This window comes from Mesorhizobium sp. M0909 (genome assembly GCF_040319515.1).
Classification (GTDB): domain Bacteria; phylum Pseudomonadota; class Alphaproteobacteria; order Rhizobiales; family Rhizobiaceae; genus Mesorhizobium.
In genome coordinates, this window is the sequence record NZ_JAMYOA010000012.1 from 1 (window position 1) to 15,337 (window position 15,337).

The 15,337-nt window shown below is 63.5% G+C and carries 12 protein-coding genes; 4 read left to right on the plus strand and 8 right to left on the minus strand.

Translation table 11 applies throughout. The features are described from left to right. Positions 1 to 916, plus strand: a 916-nt coding sequence (locus tag NKH83_RS19010; RefSeq protein WP_352806645.1) for a lipid-A-disaccharide synthase, incomplete at its 5' end; no start/stop codon positions are given. Between the two features lie 84 nt (positions 917 to 1,000). Here the strand turns inward: NKH83_RS19010 and gltA are convergent. Together gltA and gltX are read right to left on the minus strand one after the other, a co-directional pair. Then, the gene (gene gltA, locus NKH83_RS19015; protein WP_254817305.1) at positions 1,001 to 2,329 is read right to left on the minus strand and encodes a citrate synthase; all 1,329 of its coding nucleotides are present in this window, start codon (positions 2,327 to 2,329) and stop codon (positions 1,001 to 1,003) included. Positions 2,330 to 2,508: 179 nt separating this feature from the next. Further along, entirely contained in the window at positions 2,509 to 3,930 is a 1,422-nt protein-coding gene (gene gltX / locus NKH83_RS19020; RefSeq protein ID WP_352645652.1) for a glutamate--tRNA ligase, read from the minus strand. A 96-nt stretch (positions 3,931 to 4,026) separates the two neighbouring features. On the opposite strand from gltX, the gene NKH83_RS19025 reads away from it, so the two are divergent. Then, the gene (locus NKH83_RS19025; RefSeq protein WP_352806649.1) at positions 4,027 to 6,492 is read left to right on the plus strand and encodes a ComEC/Rec2 family competence protein; all 2,466 of its coding nucleotides are present in this window, start codon (positions 4,027 to 4,029) and stop codon (positions 6,490 to 6,492) included. On the opposite strand, the gene lexA is transcribed toward NKH83_RS19025, so the two are convergent. Further along, positions 6,486 to 7,220: a transcriptional repressor LexA gene (lexA, locus tag NKH83_RS19030; protein WP_023674949.1), complete on the minus strand. Its 735-nt coding sequence runs from the start codon at positions 7,218 to 7,220 to the stop codon at positions 6,486 to 6,488. The genes NKH83_RS19025 and lexA overlap by 7 nt on opposite strands. Before the next feature lie 441 nt (positions 7,221 to 7,661). Here lexA and kynU point away from each other — a divergent pair, with 441 nt between their 5' ends. Next, on the plus strand, positions 7,662 to 8,909 hold the full coding sequence (gene kynU, locus NKH83_RS19035) for a kynureninase (RefSeq protein ID WP_352806652.1): 1,248 nt from the start codon (positions 7,662 to 7,664) through the stop codon (positions 8,907 to 8,909). A gap of 96 nt (positions 8,910 to 9,005) precedes the next feature. After that, complete coding sequence (locus tag NKH83_RS19040; protein WP_352806655.1) at positions 9,006 to 9,836, plus strand: hormone-sensitive lipase; 831 nt, start codon at positions 9,006 to 9,008, stop codon at positions 9,834 to 9,836. A gap of 7 nt (positions 9,837 to 9,843) precedes the next feature. On the opposite strand, the gene NKH83_RS19045 is transcribed toward NKH83_RS19040, so the two are convergent. Genes NKH83_RS19045 through NKH83_RS19065 form a run of 5 tightly spaced genes read right to left on the minus strand, consistent with a single transcriptional unit; the run spans position 9,844 to position 15,267 of the window. Next, a complete protein-coding gene (locus NKH83_RS19045) occupies positions 9,844 to 11,049 on the minus strand; it encodes a molybdopterin molybdotransferase MoeA (protein WP_352806658.1) in 1,206 nt (401 codons plus the stop codon). Next, positions 11,049 to 11,549, minus strand: coding sequence for a cyclic pyranopterin monophosphate synthase MoaC (moaC, locus tag NKH83_RS19050; protein WP_352806661.1), 501 nt, complete (start codon positions 11,547 to 11,549; stop codon positions 11,049 to 11,051). The genes NKH83_RS19045 and moaC overlap by 1 nt, the downstream gene beginning before the upstream one ends. A 1-nt stretch (position 11,550) precedes the next feature. Continuing rightward, positions 11,551 to 12,363 carry an indole-3-glycerol phosphate synthase TrpC gene (gene trpC / locus NKH83_RS19055; protein WP_352806664.1) on the minus strand — a complete coding sequence of 271 codons (813 nt, stop codon included), beginning with the start codon at positions 12,361 to 12,363 and terminating at the stop codon, positions 11,551 to 11,553. Positions 12,364 to 12,367: 4 nt separating this feature from the next. Then, on the minus strand, positions 12,368 to 13,378 hold the full coding sequence (gene trpD / locus NKH83_RS19060; protein WP_352806667.1) for an anthranilate phosphoribosyltransferase: 1,011 nt from the start codon (positions 13,376 to 13,378) through the stop codon (positions 12,368 to 12,370). Continuing rightward, the gene (locus NKH83_RS19065) at positions 13,375 to 15,267 is read right to left on the minus strand and encodes a SurA N-terminal domain-containing protein (RefSeq protein ID WP_254817296.1); all 1,893 of its coding nucleotides are present in this window, start codon (positions 15,265 to 15,267) and stop codon (positions 13,375 to 13,377) included. The genes trpD and NKH83_RS19065 overlap by 4 nt, the downstream gene beginning before the upstream one ends. Positions 15,268 to 15,337: the final 70 nt, after the last annotated feature.

Genomic DNA, 15,337 nt, shown 5'->3' on the forward strand with positions numbered 1-15,337 from the left:
CGCGATTGCCGGTGAAAAGCCCGATTGCCTTATCACCATCGACAGTCCGGATTTCTCGCTGCGCGTCGCCAAAAAGGTGCGTGCCGCCGATCCGACTATCCCGATCGTCCACTATGTCTGCCCGAGCGTGTGGGCTTGGCGGCCGGGCAGGGCGGCGGCGATGAAACCGTATGTCGATCACATTCTTTGCATTCTGCCGTTCGAGGTGAAGGAACTCGCTCGCCTGGGCGGGCCGCCCGGGACCTATGTCGGGCATCGCCTTGCACACGATCCGGGCATAGTCAGTGCCGCCAGGGCGCAGGCGCAGCCGCGTGACTTGTCCGCAGATCACGTCAAAACGTTGCTTGTATTGCCCGGTTCGCGTCGCGGCGAGGTGCGACGCCTGGTCGGGCCGTTCGGCGAGACGGTGTCGATCCTGCGGGCGCGCGGGCACCGCTTGCGCCTGCTGTTGCCGACGGTCCCGCACGTCGCCGACCTGGTCAGGACCTCGGTTGCGAGCTGGGATGAGAAGCCGGAGATCATCCTTGATGCCGAACGCAAATGGCAGGCCTTCGGCAAGGCGGATGCGGCGTTGATCGCGTCGGGGACGGTATCGCTGGAACTTGCACTGGCAGGTGTGCCGATGATCTCCTGCTACCGGCTCGATCCGGTCATGCGCATGGCGCAGCCGCTGATCAAAGTATGGAGCGCAGCTTTGCCCAATCTCATTGCCGACCGGCCGGTTGTGCCGGAACACTACAATCAATATGTGCGGCCGCATTATCTGGCGCGGCAACTGGAAGCGCTGTTCTCCGATACCGCCTACCGCACCTGGCAGAAGCACGGTTTTGCCGACATTGCCAGGCGTATGGCAACCGCCACGCCGTCAGGCGAGATTGCTGCGGGGGTGGTGATGGATATGGTGAGGAAGTGGTGAATAGTGAATAGTGAGTAGGAAATGGTGCTGGCGGTAACGGCCAAGCTGCTTCAGCTACTACTCGCTACTCGCTACTCGCTATCTTCACCGCTTCGCGATCGGCACGTAATCCCGTTCCGGCGCGCCAGTATAGAGCTGGCGTGGGCGACCGATCTTCTGATGCGGATCCTCGATCATCTCCTTCCACTGCGCGATCCAGCCGACGGTGCGGGCGACCGCGAACAGTACGGTGAACATGGTGGTGGGGAAGCCCAGCGCCTTAAGGGTGATGCCGGAATAAAAATCGACGTTGGGGTAGAGCTTCTTCTCGATGAAATAGGAATCGGTCAGCGCGATCTTTTCCAACTCCATGGCGATGTCGAGCAGCGGATCGTCCTTGATGCCGAGCTCGCCCAGGACTTCGTGCGCCGTTTTCTGCATGATCTTGGCACGCGGATCGTAGTTCTTGTAAACGCGGTGGCCAAAGCCCATCAATCGGAACGGATCGTTCTTATCCTTGGCGCGCGCAATGAATTCCGGGATGTGATCGACATGGCCGATCTCGCCCAGCATGTTCAGCGCTGCCTCGTTGGCGCCGCCATGTGCGGGACCCCACAGGCAGGCGATGCCGGCAGCGATACAGGCAAAGGGATTGGCGCCCGACGAGCCGGCCAGGCGGACGGTCGAAGTCGAGGCGTTCTGTTCGTGATCGGCGTGCAGGATAAAGATGCGCTCCATCGCGCGCGCCAGCACCGGATTGATCTTGTATTCCTCGCAAGGCACGGCGAAGCACATATGCAGGAAGTTGGCTGCGAAATTCAGCTCGTTCTTCGGATAAATGAACGGCTGGCCGATGTGGTATTTGTACGCCATCGCCGCGATTGTCGGCATCTTGGCGATCAGCCGCATTGAGGCGACCATGCGTTGATAAGGATCCGAGATGTCGGTGGAATCGTGATAGAAGGCCGACAGCGCGCCGACCACGCCGCACATCACCGCCATCGGATGCGCATCACGGCGGAAGCCGGTGAAAAAGCGCGACATCTGCTCATGCACCATGGTGTGGCGCGTCACCCGGTAGTCGAAATCGTCCTTCTGCGCCTTGGTCGGCAGTTCACCATAGAGCAAGAGATAGCAGACTTCGAGGAAGTCGCCGTGCTCGGCCAATTGGTCGATCGGGTAGCCGCGGTGCAAAAGAATGCCGGCATCGCCATCGATGAAGGTGATTTCCGATTCGCAGCTCGCCGTCGACGTAAAGCCGGGATCGTAGGTAAAGACGCCGGCGGTGTTGTAGAGCGAACCGATGTCGATGACGTCAGGTCCTACCGAACCACTTCGGATCTTGAATTCATGGGTTTTGCCGCCGAGCTCCAGCTTTGCCGTCGATGCCTGGGTTTTGCCGCCAAATTCCATTTTCGTCGCAGGTTCGGTCATAGCAAACTCCTTTTTGTTTCCTCAGGCCGGCAAAGGCAAAATATCTGAACCCAACACGTCAAAAGCATCGGAATATGCACATTTGCGCCCGCAATTGTATCTGCGCGCCAGATTAGGCCAAGGCCCAATGTTGCACTGCGAAACACACCTTTCAATGCCAATCTTCTTGGGCCAGTTCGCTAATCGATTTGATCAGCGATCCGCGCCAGGCTTTCCTCGCGGCCCAGCACGGCAAGCACATCAAAGACACCTGGCGAGGTACTTTTGCCGGTGAGCGCGGCGCGCAAAGGTTGGGCCACAGCGCCGAGTTTATGGCCGCCGGCCTGCGCGTAGTCGCGGATCGCGGCTTCAGCCGAGGCGGCAGACCAGTCCGAAACCGTGGCCAGTGCCGCATGAGCGCCCCGCAGGATCGCGCGCGCCTCACCGCTGAGCAGCGCCGCCGCCTTCTCGTCGACCGGCAGCGGCCGCTCGACGAACAGGAATGCAGCCCCTTCAACAAGTTCGACCAGCGTCTTGGCGCGCTCCTTCAGGCCGGGCAAAGCGGCAAGCAGTTGCGCCTTGCGTCTGTCGTCGAGGCGGGCGGCGATTGCCGGGCCGCCTTCGAGATAGGGCAGAGTGGCGATGAAGATGTCGAGCAGCGCCGCGTCGTTCATCCGGCGCATATGCACGCCGTTGAGCGCCTCGAGTTTGGCGAAGTCGAAACGGGCGGCGCCCTTGTTGACATCGCCAATGTCGAACCATGCGATCATGTCGGCAATCGACATGATCTCATCGTCGCCGTGGCTCCAGCCAAGCCTCGCCAGATAGTTGAGCAGCGCCTCCGGCAGGTAGCCCATGGCGCGATAGGCCTCGACGCCAAGCGCACCGTGCCGCTTCGACAGCTTGGCGCCGTCGGCACCGTGGATCAGCGGGATATGCGACATCGACGGCACCTCCCAGCCCATGGCCTGGTAGATTACGGTCTGGCGTGCGGCGTTGGTCAAATGATCGTCGCCGCGGATGATGTGGGTGATGCCCATGTCGTGATCGTCGACGACGACGGCATGCATGTAGGTCGGATTGCCATCCGAGCGCAGAATAATGAAATCGTCGAGATCCTTGTTGGGAAAACGCACGTCGCCCTGGACGCGGTCATGCACCACCGTCTCGCCGTCTGTCGGCGCCTTGATGCGGATCGCCCCCTTGGCGCCGGGCGGCGCCTCCGACGGGTCGCGGTCGCGCCAGCGTCCGTCATAGCGGGGAGGCAGCCCCTTGGCCCGTGCGCTCTCGCGCATTGCTTCCAGCTCGGCAGGCGTCGCATAACAATAATAGGCCTTGCCCATGCGAACGAGCTCCTCGGCCACCTCGCGATGGCGCGGCGCACGCTCGAACTGCGACACCGGCTCGCCGTCCCATGTCAGGCCAAGCCAGGAAAGCCCGTCGAGAATGGCCGCGGTTGCCGCATCGGTGGAGCGCTCGCGGTCGGTGTCTTCGATGCGCAGCAGCATCGTGCCGCCTGTGTGCTTGGCATACAGCCAGTTGAACAGCGCCGTGCGCGCGCCGCCAATATGCAGATAACCGGTGGGCGAGGGGGCAAAACGGGTGACGACCTTATCGGGCATGGAACTCTCAGGCGGGCCAAGGAAGTGGGTTTGCGGACTTTCGCGCGTTGCGCGTTCATGTAGCATAGGAGGTCGAGGGCGCAAGGGGCAGACCCGATGGCTGTGCGAGGCCGTGGTGCGGGCGAGGGCGAGGACGCTGGCAGCGGCGTCAGCGAACGCTTGCTGTTCGCCGCTCCCCTGCCTGTCCTGCCGGCACCGGCATTGCTGCCCGCTCCGCGCTTCGATGCTCCGTCGCTGCCGGCCAGCGACCTAGCAACGGTTCCGGTGCCTGCGTCCGAGCCCATCGTGCGCCTACGCCGGCGTTTCCGCCTCCCGTCACCGTCCCGCATCCGCAACAGCGTAACCTCGGCAGCCGGCCTGGAACTCGACCGTGGCGTCGCCTTCCTGCTGGTGCCGGTGTTCCTCGCATGCGGGGTGGTCGTATATTTCGCGCTGTCGGCGGAGCCAGCCTTTCCGCAGCCGATCGCAATCGTGCTCCTCGCGGCCCTTTGTGCCGTCATGTCGCGGTCATGGCCCAGAACCCGCCTGTGCTTCATGGTGGCGCTGCTCTGCGCGCTTGGCGTGCTTGCCGCCAAGTTCGAGACCTGGCGTGTCGGGACGCATGTGCTCGGTTCTGAAATCTCGACGCGGCTGACGGGTCGCGTCGTATCGTACGAACCCATGGCTAGCGGCCGCATCAGGCTGACGATCGATGTGATCTCAACCGCCAGGCCGACGCTGCGCTACATGCCGGAACGGGTCCGCATTTCGGCGATGAAGATACCGGCTGAGCTGGCCGCTGGTTCCGAGATCGCCGGCTATGTGCGGTTGCTGCCGCCGACCGGCCCGGTGCGGCCCGACAGCTATGATTTCTCCTTCGACAGCTATTTCGCGGGCATCGGCGGCAGCGGCTTCTTTCTCGGGAATCCGAAAGTCGTGGCGTCGGGCAGCATGCCGCTTGCCGCGCGGCTTTCTTCCGCGATCGAAGACGCGCGCGAATCCATCGCCGACCATATCCGCAGCCGCATCGGCGGCGCCGAGGGCGAGATTGCTGCTGCGCTGATCGTTGGCGTGCGCGCCGGCATTCCCGAGGAGATCAACGAAGCGATGCGGCGTACAGGCATCTACCACATCATCTCCATCTCGGGGCTGCATATGGCGTTGGTCGCCGGCACCATCATGGCGCTGCTGCGCGGTGCCTTTGCGCTGTTTCCCGACTTCTCATCGCGACGGCCGGTCAAAAAATATGCCGCCGCCGCCGCGCTTTTTTCGATTGCGGCGTACCTCGTCTTTTCCGGCATTGTGGTGGCGGCCGAACGCAGCTTCATCATGCTGGCGGTGATGCTCATCGCCGTGCTGTTCGACCGGGCCGCGCTCACCATGCGCAATCTGGCGATCTCGGCCATCGCGGTCATCGTAGTGTCGCCGCACGAGGTGGTCGGTCCGAGCTTCCAGATGTCCTTCGCCGCGACGGCGGCCCTTGTCGGCGCCTATGCCGGCTGGTCCGATTACCGCACCGGCAGGGCCACCACGCCGCCGCCCCGGCGATCGCCGCTACGCTTGGCCACTCGAAAGGTCCTGCTGGGCATGGGCGGCCTGGCGATGACCTCGATCATTGCAGGGAGCGCCACGGCGCTTTTCGCCATATGGCATTTCCAGCGCGTAGCGCCGCTCAGCCTGTTCGCCAATCTGGCCATCATGCCTATCGTCTCACTGGTCGTCATGCCCTTTGCCGTGCTCAGCGCGCTGGCGATGCCGTTCGGCGCGGATGGGCCTTTCCTCTACGTGATGGGCAACGGGCTGACGGCGATGATCGCCCTGTCCGGGTGGATCTCCGAGCGCTCGCCGATCGATGCGGTCGGACTGATTTCGCTGAGATCTGTCCTTTTGGTGACGATCGCCCTCGTCATTGCCAGCATGGCGACGACCTGGTTGCGGCTCGCGGCAATTCCTTTTGCGCTCGCTGGCTTGCTAACGACAACGCAGACGCGCGTACCCGACGTATTGATCTCGGAGGACGCACGGCTGGTCGCGCTGCCGATCGGCAGCGGTGAGCTCGCGGTCAACCGGGCACGCCCGAATGAGTTCACCATCGACAACTGGAAACGCGCGCTCACATCAGAGGCTATCGTCGCGCCGGAAACACCTGGAAAGAACGATCCGCAATTCGACATTGCCGATCCGGCCGACCTACCGCCGGGCATGCCGTTCATTTGCACGGACGGTCTCTGCCTCGCCAGGCATCCATCCGGCGCGATCATTGCGCAAGCCAAGGACCGCGATACCGCACGGCCAGCCTGCGCCTTCGCCAGCTTGATCGTCATCGACGACGCCACCGCCCATAATCCCTGCTACTACGACCGGCTGGTCCTCGTCGTCACCAAACGGCAACTGGCGCGCGCGGGAAGTGCGGCCGTCTATTTCGATCCACAAGCGGCAACACGCGCCGAAATCCGCTTCGCCGTCGAAAAATCATACCGGCCCTGGCACGTGCAGCGGAAATTTTCACGCGCGGCGCGCGGCCTGCCGCCATACCGCAGGGCCGACAATCCAAAAGCCGGCACCAAGGGCGCAACTCAGTAGCGGCGGATCAGCCCAACGAGCTTGCCCTGCACCTTGACCCTGTCTGGTCCGAAGATGCGCGTCTCGTAGGCCGGATTGGCGGCCTCCAGGGCGATCGAGGCGCCCTTGCGGCGGAACCGCTTCAGCGTCGCTTCCTCCTCGTCGACCAAGGCCACCACGATCTCACCGGGGCTCGCCGTATCGGCGTTGCGGATGATCACCGTGTCGCCGTCGAAAATGCCAGCCTCGATCATCGAATCGCCTTTGACCTCGAGCGCATAATGCTCGCCGCCCATGATCATATCCGGCGGCACCGAAATCGAATGCGTCTGGTGCTGGATAGCATCGATCGGCACACCAGCGGCGATGCGGCCCATTACCGGGATCGAAACGGCGGCGACGACATCATCGTCATTGCCGGCTGCAGGGACGCGCGACGATGTCGGCTTGCCCTGCCGAGGGGCACCTTGCCCAAGACTGCCCTGGATGACACTCGGCGAGAACTTGCGTGCCGCATTGAGGCCGGGGGCGATCGAGTCAGGCAGGCGTAGTACCTCCAGCGCACGGGCCCGGTTGGGCAAACGGCGAATGAAGCCGCGCTCCTCCAGCGCCGTAATCAGTCGGTGGATTCCGGATTTGGAAGCCAGGTCGAGCGCTTCCTTCATCTCGTCGAAGGAAGGTGGGATACCGCTTTCCTTCAACCTTTCGTGGATGAACATAAGCAGTTCGTGTTGTTTGCGTGTCAGCATAGCGACCCCCAACAGAATCAGAAAACAAACCCAGAACAGACACTATCTGTTCCAGTTGTGTTCCGCAACTGTTTAAAGTTTAATGAATACGTTAAGGCTCGGGAAACAAACGACGTCCCCTACCGGCGTACCGTATTTTCGCCGCCGCGAGCCTCATCGCCTTGATTCTGCTTTCGTTTGCGCCCTTCTGGCGTCCCGGAAGGGCGCATTGGCATCGGCCGTCCGCCGGCAAAGGGCACGGAAGTGAACCCCTATCGAATGTGCGGTTTGGTCAATGCACCGTGAACGAAACGAACTCAAAGCGCCAACCTCGGGGTTAAGTCCCGGTTTCCACCGCCTGCTGCTTCTCGCCGGTGGAGCCTTGCTACGCGCTACCCGGTAATGGAAGAACAGTTGATGCGTGTCCGGCGTTGCGTTGGATTTTGGGGGAGCAGGCAAATCATGACGGGAATTCCCGATCTCGTGGCCGTAAAGGCGATGGATGCCGCGGATCCGCTGGGCGCGATACGTGACCGCTTTGTGCTGCCGCAAGGAGTGATCTATCTCGACGGCAATTCGCTAGGAGCTGCTTCACGTGCCGCTTTCGATGAACTGTACAAGGCCGCGACCGAAGAATGGTCGCATGATCTCATCCGCGCATGGAACACGGCCGGCTGGTTCAACATGCCGCTTGAACTTGGCGACCAGCTCGGGCGCCTGATCGGCGCCGCGGCCGGCCAGACGGTGGTCTGCGACACGACGTCGGTCAACATCTACAAGCTGTTGCACGCAGCCATGGCCATGCGACCGGAGCGGCAGGCCATCGTCGCCGAGGGCGATAGTTTTCCGACAGACCTCTACATGGCGGAGGGTGTGGTTTCGACGCGAAAAGATGCGCTGCTGCACCTCTCGGGGGTCGACGCGCCGACCATTGAGGAGCTGATCGACGAACGCACCGCCGTGGTGCTGGTCAACCACGTCAACTACAAATCGGGCGAACTGCGCGACATGCCGGCGCTGACGCGCAGGGCCCAGGAAGCCGGGGCGATGATCGTCTGGGATCTCTGCCACACCGCCGGCGCGATGCCAGTCGAACTCGACAAAGCCAACGCCGATTTTGCCGTTGGCTGCACCTATAAATATCTGAATGGCGGCCCGGGCGCGCCTGCCTTCATCTATGCGGCTGAGCGGCATCTTTCCGATATCCAGCAGCCGCTCACCGGCTGGTGGGGCCATGCACGGCCCTTCGCCTTCGAGCCAGGCTATGCGGCCGGCACCGGCATCCGCCGGTTTCTGTGCGGCACCCAGCCGATCCTTTCGATGCGCACGCTGAAGGGCGCGCTCGACGTCTGGGACGATGTCGACATGACTGCGGTGCGCAAGAAGAGCATCGCACTGGCCGATCTGTTCATCGAGCTTGTCGAGGCAAAGTGCGGCGCTTACGGGCTAACGCTCGAAAGCACGCGCGACGGGGAAAAACGCGGCAGCCAGATTTCATTCATGCATGAGCATGGCTACCAGATCATGCGCGCGCTGATCGAACGTGGTGTGATCGGCGATTTTCGCGCGCCATCGACCATGCGCTTCGGCTTCACCCCGCTCTATGTCGGCTATGCCGATGTCTGGCAGGCCGTCGAAGTGCTTGAGGACATCCTGCGCACCGGTGCGTGGAAGGATGCGCGCTTCGCCATCAAGGCGGCTGTCACTTGAGATTCATGCGAGAGCTGGAATCGTGAGGCTGGCGACGACGCGCCGCGCGATGCTCGCGGCTAGGTTGCAAGGCCATATTGCAAGGGAGGGCGCCGGGTGTTCGAACGTCACATTGCCGATTGGGACAACGCCTATGCCAACGGCGCCAACATAGCCGGCAGCGATCGCTGGCCGGCGGCCTGGGTCGAGCCCGCGCAGGTTTTCCGCGAGGCGCTTTCGACCGAGGGCAGGGCGCGGCTCGACCTGGCCTATGGCGATAACCCACGCAACCGGTTCGATCTTTTCCTGCCGGCCACCAAGCCGAAGGGGGTCGTGGTGTTCGTCCATGGCGGCTACTGGATGGCATTCGACAAGAGTTTCTGGTCACATCTTGCCGCGGGCGCTGTTGATCGCGGCTATGCAGTTGCCATGCCGTCCTACACGCTCTGTCCGCAGATACGCATTGGCAGCATCGTCAAGGAAGTCGGCGCGGCGATAGGCAAGGCGGCGGCGATGGTCGCAGGGCCGCTGATGCTGACCGGGCACTCGGCCGGCGGCCATCTTGTTAGCCGGATGGTTACCAGGACGACGCCGCTGGCGCCCGAAGTGGTCCGGCGCGTTCGTCACGTGGTGTCGATCTCGGGGGTGCATGATTTGCGCCCGATCATGCGCACCGGCATGAACGAGACGCTGGCGATCGATGAGGCCGAGGCGCAGGCCGAAAGTCCGGTGCTGCTGCGCCCGATGGAAAAGGCCCGCCTGACCTGCTGGGCCGGCGGCGGCGAGCGCGCCGAATTCCTGCGCCAGAGCGCGTTGCTGGCCAACATCTGGATCGGCCTGGGTGCCGCGACCAGCTCCGTAGTCGAGCCCGACCGGCATCATTTCAACATCATCGACGGTTTGGCCGATCCAGACCATCCGCTGACCCGGACCTTGATTTCGGAGTGAGGCAGGTTCAGCGTAGCATCAGCACGTCGCAGGGGGAGCCCGCCGCCGCAGCAGGCGCGAACGGCGCGCGGACGATCAGCCCGTTGGCATCGGCCAGCATTTTCAGCATCGAGGAGTCCTGGATGCCGAACGGCGTCGCCACGAGCGCACCAGCGTCGTCTGTGACAACAGCCCGCACATAATCTTGCCTGAGATCGTTGGCCGGCATGGCAGCACCGAGCCGTGCCCGACGGATATCCTGCTGAAAGGCGCGGCCGCCGAGCCGTGCCAGCAGCGGCTTCAGGAAGAGCTGAGCGCAGACCAGGCTCGCCACGGGGTTGCCGGGCAGGCCGATGCAGCGAACGTCGCCCAGCCGCCCGAACATCAGCGGCTTGCCCGGTCGCATGGCGATCTTCCAGAAATCGAGCGTCATGCCTTGCCCGGTCAGCACGTCATGGACGAAGTCGTGGTCGCCGACCGAGGCACCGCCCAGCGTGACGATGACGTTCGCGCCAGCCTTCACGGCCTTTTCAACCAATGCCGCGATCGCCTCCCTGCGGTCCGGCGCGATACCGAGGTCGAGCGCCCGCGCATCGACCGACTGTGCGGCGGCAGCGACACCATAGGCGTTAGAGGAGATGATCTGGTCGGGGCCAAGCTCGCTGCCCGGCGGCAGCAATTCGTCGCCGGTGGCGATGATGGCGACCAGCGGCCGTTTGACCACGCCGACCTCGGGGTGATTGGCCGATGCCGCCAGCGACAAGGCGGCCGAATCGAGCAGGCGGCCTTTGGGCAGCAGGACATCGCCCTTGGCGAAATCGAGCCCAAGGCGGCGGATGTTGCGCCCCTGCACCGTCGGCTCTGTCACTTCGACGCTGCCGCCGCCGAGGTCGCGGACGTTCTCCTGGATGACGATAGTGTCGGTGCCTTCGGGAAGCGGCGCGCCGGTAAAGATGCGCACGGCCTGCCGCTGCTGCACCGTTCCGGCAAAGCCGCGTCCGGCCGGCGCTATGCCGATCACCGAAAGCCTTGCGGGTAGGGACGCGATGTCAGCCGCCCGCACGGCATAGCCGTCCATGGCGGAGGCGTTGAACGGCGGCTGGGTGCGGAGCGCCACAACCGGCTCCGCCAGCACGCGGTCGGCGGCATCCAGCAGCGCGACACGTTCGCCCGGCAGCGCAACTGCTCCGTCCAGCAGGCGCTCGAGCGCCTCGGCAACTGGGACCAGCGCCATTAGCGGCCTGCCTCGGTGGCCCCGGTGATCTTGTAGTCGCCGGATTTACCGCCGGTCTTTTCAACCAGCCTGATGCCGGAGATGACCATGGCGCGGTCGACCGCCTTGGCCATGTCGTAGATGGTCAGGCAAGCGACCGAGACGGCACTCAAGGCCTCCATTTCAACGCCGGTCTTGCCAGTGACGCGGGTCAATGCCGTCACCTTCAGGCCGGGCAGTGCGACGTCCGGCTCGATATCGACAGATATCCTGGTCAGCAGCAGCGGATGGCAAAGCGGGATCAGCTCATGCGTCTTCTTGGCCGCCATGATGCCGGCAATGCGCGCGGTGCCCAGCACGTCGCCCTTCTTGGCGTCGCCGGCGAGGATCACGTCCAGCGTCTCGGGCCGCATCGCGACAAAACCTTCCGCGACTGCCGTGCGCACCGTCTCAGCCTTGTCGCCGACATCGACCATGTTGGCTTCGCCCTGCGCGCCAAGATGGGTGAGGGCGGGCGCCATCTCAGACCGCCTCTGCCGGCGCCTTGCCCGTCAACAGCAGGCGCGTTGCCGCAGCCACGTCCTGCTGACGCATCAGGCTCTCGCCGACCAGAAAAGTGGCGATGCCGCTCCGCTCCAGCCGGAGGCAATCGTCATGCGAAAAGATACCGCTCTCGCTGACCAGAAGGCGGTCGGCCGGCACAATCGCTGCCAGCCGTTCCGAGGTCTCCAGGGTAGTTTCGAAGGTCCGGAGATTGCGGTTGTTGATACCGATCAGCCGCGACGACAGCTGCAGCGCGCGTTCCATTTCAGCCTCGTCATGCACTTCGACCAGCGCGTCCATGCCGAGCCCGAAAGCTGTCGCTTCGAGTTCTCTTGCCAACGCGTCGTCGACGCTGGCCATAATGATCAGGATGGCATCGGCGCCCCATGCCCTGGCCTCGTAGACCTGATAGGGGTCGAACAGGAAATCCTTGCGTAAGGTAGGCAACTCGACGGCAGCGCGCGCAGCGGTGAGGAATTCGGGCGCGCCTTGGAAAGAGGGTGTGTCGGTCAGCACCGAAAGGCAGGCGGCACCGGCTTTCGCATAGGCCCTGGCCAGCGCCGGCGGATCGAAATCGGCGCGGATCAGGCCTTTGGATGGGCTAGCTTTCTTGATTTCGGCAATCAGCGCAAACCCGCCGGATTTGCGCGTTGCTTCAAGGGCGGAAAGAAATCCGCGCGGCGCGTCGGCATCCGTCGCCCGTGCCTTGATCTCGACCAATGGCACGCGTGCCTTGGCCGCCGCGATCTCGTCGCGCTTGTAAGCCTCGATCTTGCGCAGGATGTCGGACATGGTTTTAACCGTTCGAAATCTCGACCAGCCTGTCGAGCACTTTCAGCGCGCGGCCGCTGTCGATGGCCTGCGCCGCCGTTACCATGCCGTCGGCAAGCGTCGTCGCCTTGCCGGCTACCACCAGCCCGGCGCCGGCATTCATCAGCACCGTATCGCGAAAGGCGCCAGCGGCGCCGCCCAGCATGTCGCGCAGTGCCTGGGCGTTGTGGGCGGCGTCGCCGCCGCGCAACTCGTCCTTGGTGTGACGCGTCAGCCCGACTGCTTCCGGGGTCAGCACAAAGCTGCGTATCTCGCCGCCGGCCAATTCGGCGACCTGCGTTTCGCCGGTGGTGGTGATCTCGTCATAGCCGTCGCCATGGACGACCCAGGCGTGGTCGGCGCCAAGCTCCTTCAACGTTTCTGCCACCGGCATGATCCATTCGGGCAGGAACACGCCGATCATCTGCCGTCTGACACTGGCCGGATTGGAAAGCGGGCCCAGCAGGTTGAAGATGGTGCGGGTGCCGAGCTCGACCCGGGTCGGGCCGACATGCTTCATCGCCGGGTGATGCGCCGGAGCGAACATGAAGCCAACGCCGGCCTCGTGAATACAGCGGCCGACCGTCTCCGGAGGGATGTCGATCTTGACGCCCAATGCGATCAGCACATCGGCGGCGCCGGTCAGCGAGGACAGTCCGCGATTGCCGTGCTTGGCGACGGGCACGCCGCTGCCGGCGATGACGAAGGCGGATGCGGTCGAAATGTTGACGCTGTGCGAATTGTCGCCGCCGGTGCCGACAATGTCGATGGCGCCCTCGGGGGCTTCGACGCGCAGCATCTTGGCGCGCATGGTGGCGACAGCGCCGGCGATCTCGCTGACGGTCTCGCCGCGCACGCGCAATGCCATCAGGAAGCCGCCTATCTGGCCCGGAGTAGCATCGCCCGACATGATAATGTCGAAGGCCTCGCGCGCCTCCTCGAAAGAAAGAGCGCTGCCGGCGGCGACCTTGGCGATGTGGATCTTCAGTGCGCTCATCTGGCCAGGGCTTGGGTTACGGCAGTCTGATCAATGCGGACGTCATATTGCGTCTGCAACTGCGCTACTAACTGGTCGAGCAGGTCGTCGGACATGCCGGATGTGAAGGATTTCTGTGCGTCCTGGGGTACTGAGCTGGCGTCGGCCCCGGCGGGCTCGAATACCTCGGCAACCTTGAACAGGATCTGTCCGTCGCCGGTGGGCGAGGGGATCAGCCCGGTGCCGCCTTCGCCGACGCCGAACATCGCGGCGGCCCCTTCCTTGCCGAAATCGACGTCGTCAGCATCGCGCTTGACGCCGCGTTTGGTCTGTTTTTCGAGCTTGAGCTCACCGGCGATCACCTCGAGCGTGGCGCCGGCCTTGAGACGCTTCTCGAGCTCTTGTGCTTTTGCGGTGAGCCGTTTGGTGGTCTCCGCCGCGGTCCAGTCGGCCACGACCTTCTGGCGGACTTCGTCCAACGTGCGGTCACGGGCCGGCGTGATCGCGCTCACGTCGTAGAAGACGAAGCCGTTATCGGCGGTGGTGAGACCTTCATTGTCGGTTCCGGGTTCGGATTCGAACACCGCCTTGATGAGCGCCGGCGATTCCGGCAGGTCTTTGACGATGCTTCCATCCGGCCGTTGGCCGGTGCGGTCGATGGCGTCGATGGTGACGACCTTCAGCTTCAATTTGGCGGCTGCCTCGGCGAGCGAACTGCCCGAGGCGCGCGTATCCTCGTAATTGTCGTGCACGTCCAGCAAGATGCGGCTTGCCTCGCCCAGTGCCAGGTCCTTGCGGATCTGCTCGGATACTTCGGCCAGCGGCTTCACCACTTCCGGCTTGATCTCGGTGACGCGCAGCAGAACGGGACCAAATGCGCCTTGTACGACCGGGCTGACCTCATTGACGTTGAGCTTGAAGGCAGCGTCGGCGACCGCCTTGTCAGCGATCTTGTCCTTGGCCAGCGTGCCGAGCAGCGTGTCGGCCGGGGTCTTGCCCTCGGCGGCGACGATCTTGTCGAAGGTCGCGCCGGTCCTGAGCGAATCGAGCGCCGCCTTTGCGGCATCAGGCGTCTTGAATACAAGCTGCTCGATGGTGCGCATCTCCGGCGTGGTGTAGCGCGCCTTGTTCTTGTTGTAGTCGTCGCTGACCTGTTGGTCGGTCACCGCGCTCAAATCCATGATGTCTTCCGGCTCGAGCCTGACATAGGAGAACTTGCGGTATTCGGGAGCGGCGTAGGTTTTCTTGTTTTCCTCGAAATAGGCCGAAAGCACGCTGTCGGACGGCGCTTCTATCGGCTCGACAAGCGATTTCGGCAAGGTCAGGTAGTCGATGGTGCGATCTTCGCCGCGATAGAGCGCGACCGCCTTGAAGAATGTATCAGGGGCCTTGAGGCCGTCCGAAACCGCCTCGACGATCTGCTGGCGGACCGCGACCTGGGCGCGGTTCTTCAAATAGTCTTCCGGCCGCATGCCGATCTGCCGAAGCAGGTACTCGAACGTTCTCCTGTCGAAGGTTCCGGCAGGCCCTTTGAACGCCGGGTCTTCACGCGTCAGTTCGGCGAGCCGGTCCTTGGACAGGCCGAGGCCGAGCTTGCGGGCCTGCTCGTCGAGGACGGCACCCGATACGAGTTGCGCCAGCACCTGGTTGTCGATGCCGAGCGCCGTCGCCTGCTCACGGCTGATGCGCTGGCCGAATTGCTGCGACATGACGCTGAGCTGGCGATCGTAGGCGAGGCGGTATTCGTTGATAGAGACCTTGGTGCCTCCGGCCGTGATCACGGCGTCATGGCCGGCAAGACCGCCCATCAGCCGTCCCGAGATACCCCAGACGGCGAAGCTCAACACCAACAATGACAGCAGCAGTTTCGCGACCCAGGTCCCCGCCGCACTTCTCAACATACCAAGCATGAGTACTTCCGATTTTTGCGCATTTCGCATGCGCCGAGTCTGAAACAAGCGCAATAGCGCCCTTCCTGCT

What these genes read in the sequence shown, in the direction of transcription:
- gltX (WP_352645652.1), bottom strand. Translation starts at nt 3,930, where the DNA reads ATGCCCGATAAGGTCGTCACCCGTTTTGCCCCCTCGCCCACCGGTTAT.
- moaC (WP_352806661.1), bottom strand. Translation starts at nt 11,549, where the DNA reads ATGGCGCCCGCCCTCACCCATCTTGGCGCGCAGGGCGAAGCCAACATG.
- gltA (WP_254817305.1), bottom strand. Translation starts at nt 2,329, where the DNA reads ATGACCGAACCTGCGACGAAAATGGAATTTGGCGGCAAAACCCAGGCA.
- NKH83_RS19045 (WP_352806658.1), bottom strand. Translation starts at nt 11,049, where the DNA reads ATGGCGCTGGTCCCAGTTGCCGAGGCGCTCGAGCGCCTGCTGGACGGA.
- kynU (WP_352806652.1), top strand. Translation starts at nt 7,662, where the DNA reads ATGACGGGAATTCCCGATCTCGTGGCCGTAAAGGCGATGGATGCCGCG.
- NKH83_RS19025 (WP_352806649.1), top strand. Translation starts at nt 4,027, where the DNA reads ATGGCTGTGCGAGGCCGTGGTGCGGGCGAGGGCGAGGACGCTGGCAGC.
- trpD (WP_352806667.1), bottom strand. Translation starts at nt 13,378, where the DNA reads ATGAGCGCACTGAAGATCCACATCGCCAAGGTCGCCGCCGGCAGCGCT.
- NKH83_RS19065 (WP_254817296.1), bottom strand. Translation starts at nt 15,267, where the DNA reads ATGCTTGGTATGTTGAGAAGTGCGGCGGGGACCTGGGTCGCGAAACTG.
- trpC (WP_352806664.1), bottom strand. Translation starts at nt 12,363, where the DNA reads ATGTCCGACATCCTGCGCAAGATCGAGGCTTACAAGCGCGACGAGATC.
- lexA (WP_023674949.1), bottom strand. Translation starts at nt 7,220, where the DNA reads ATGCTGACACGCAAACAACACGAACTGCTTATGTTCATCCACGAAAGG.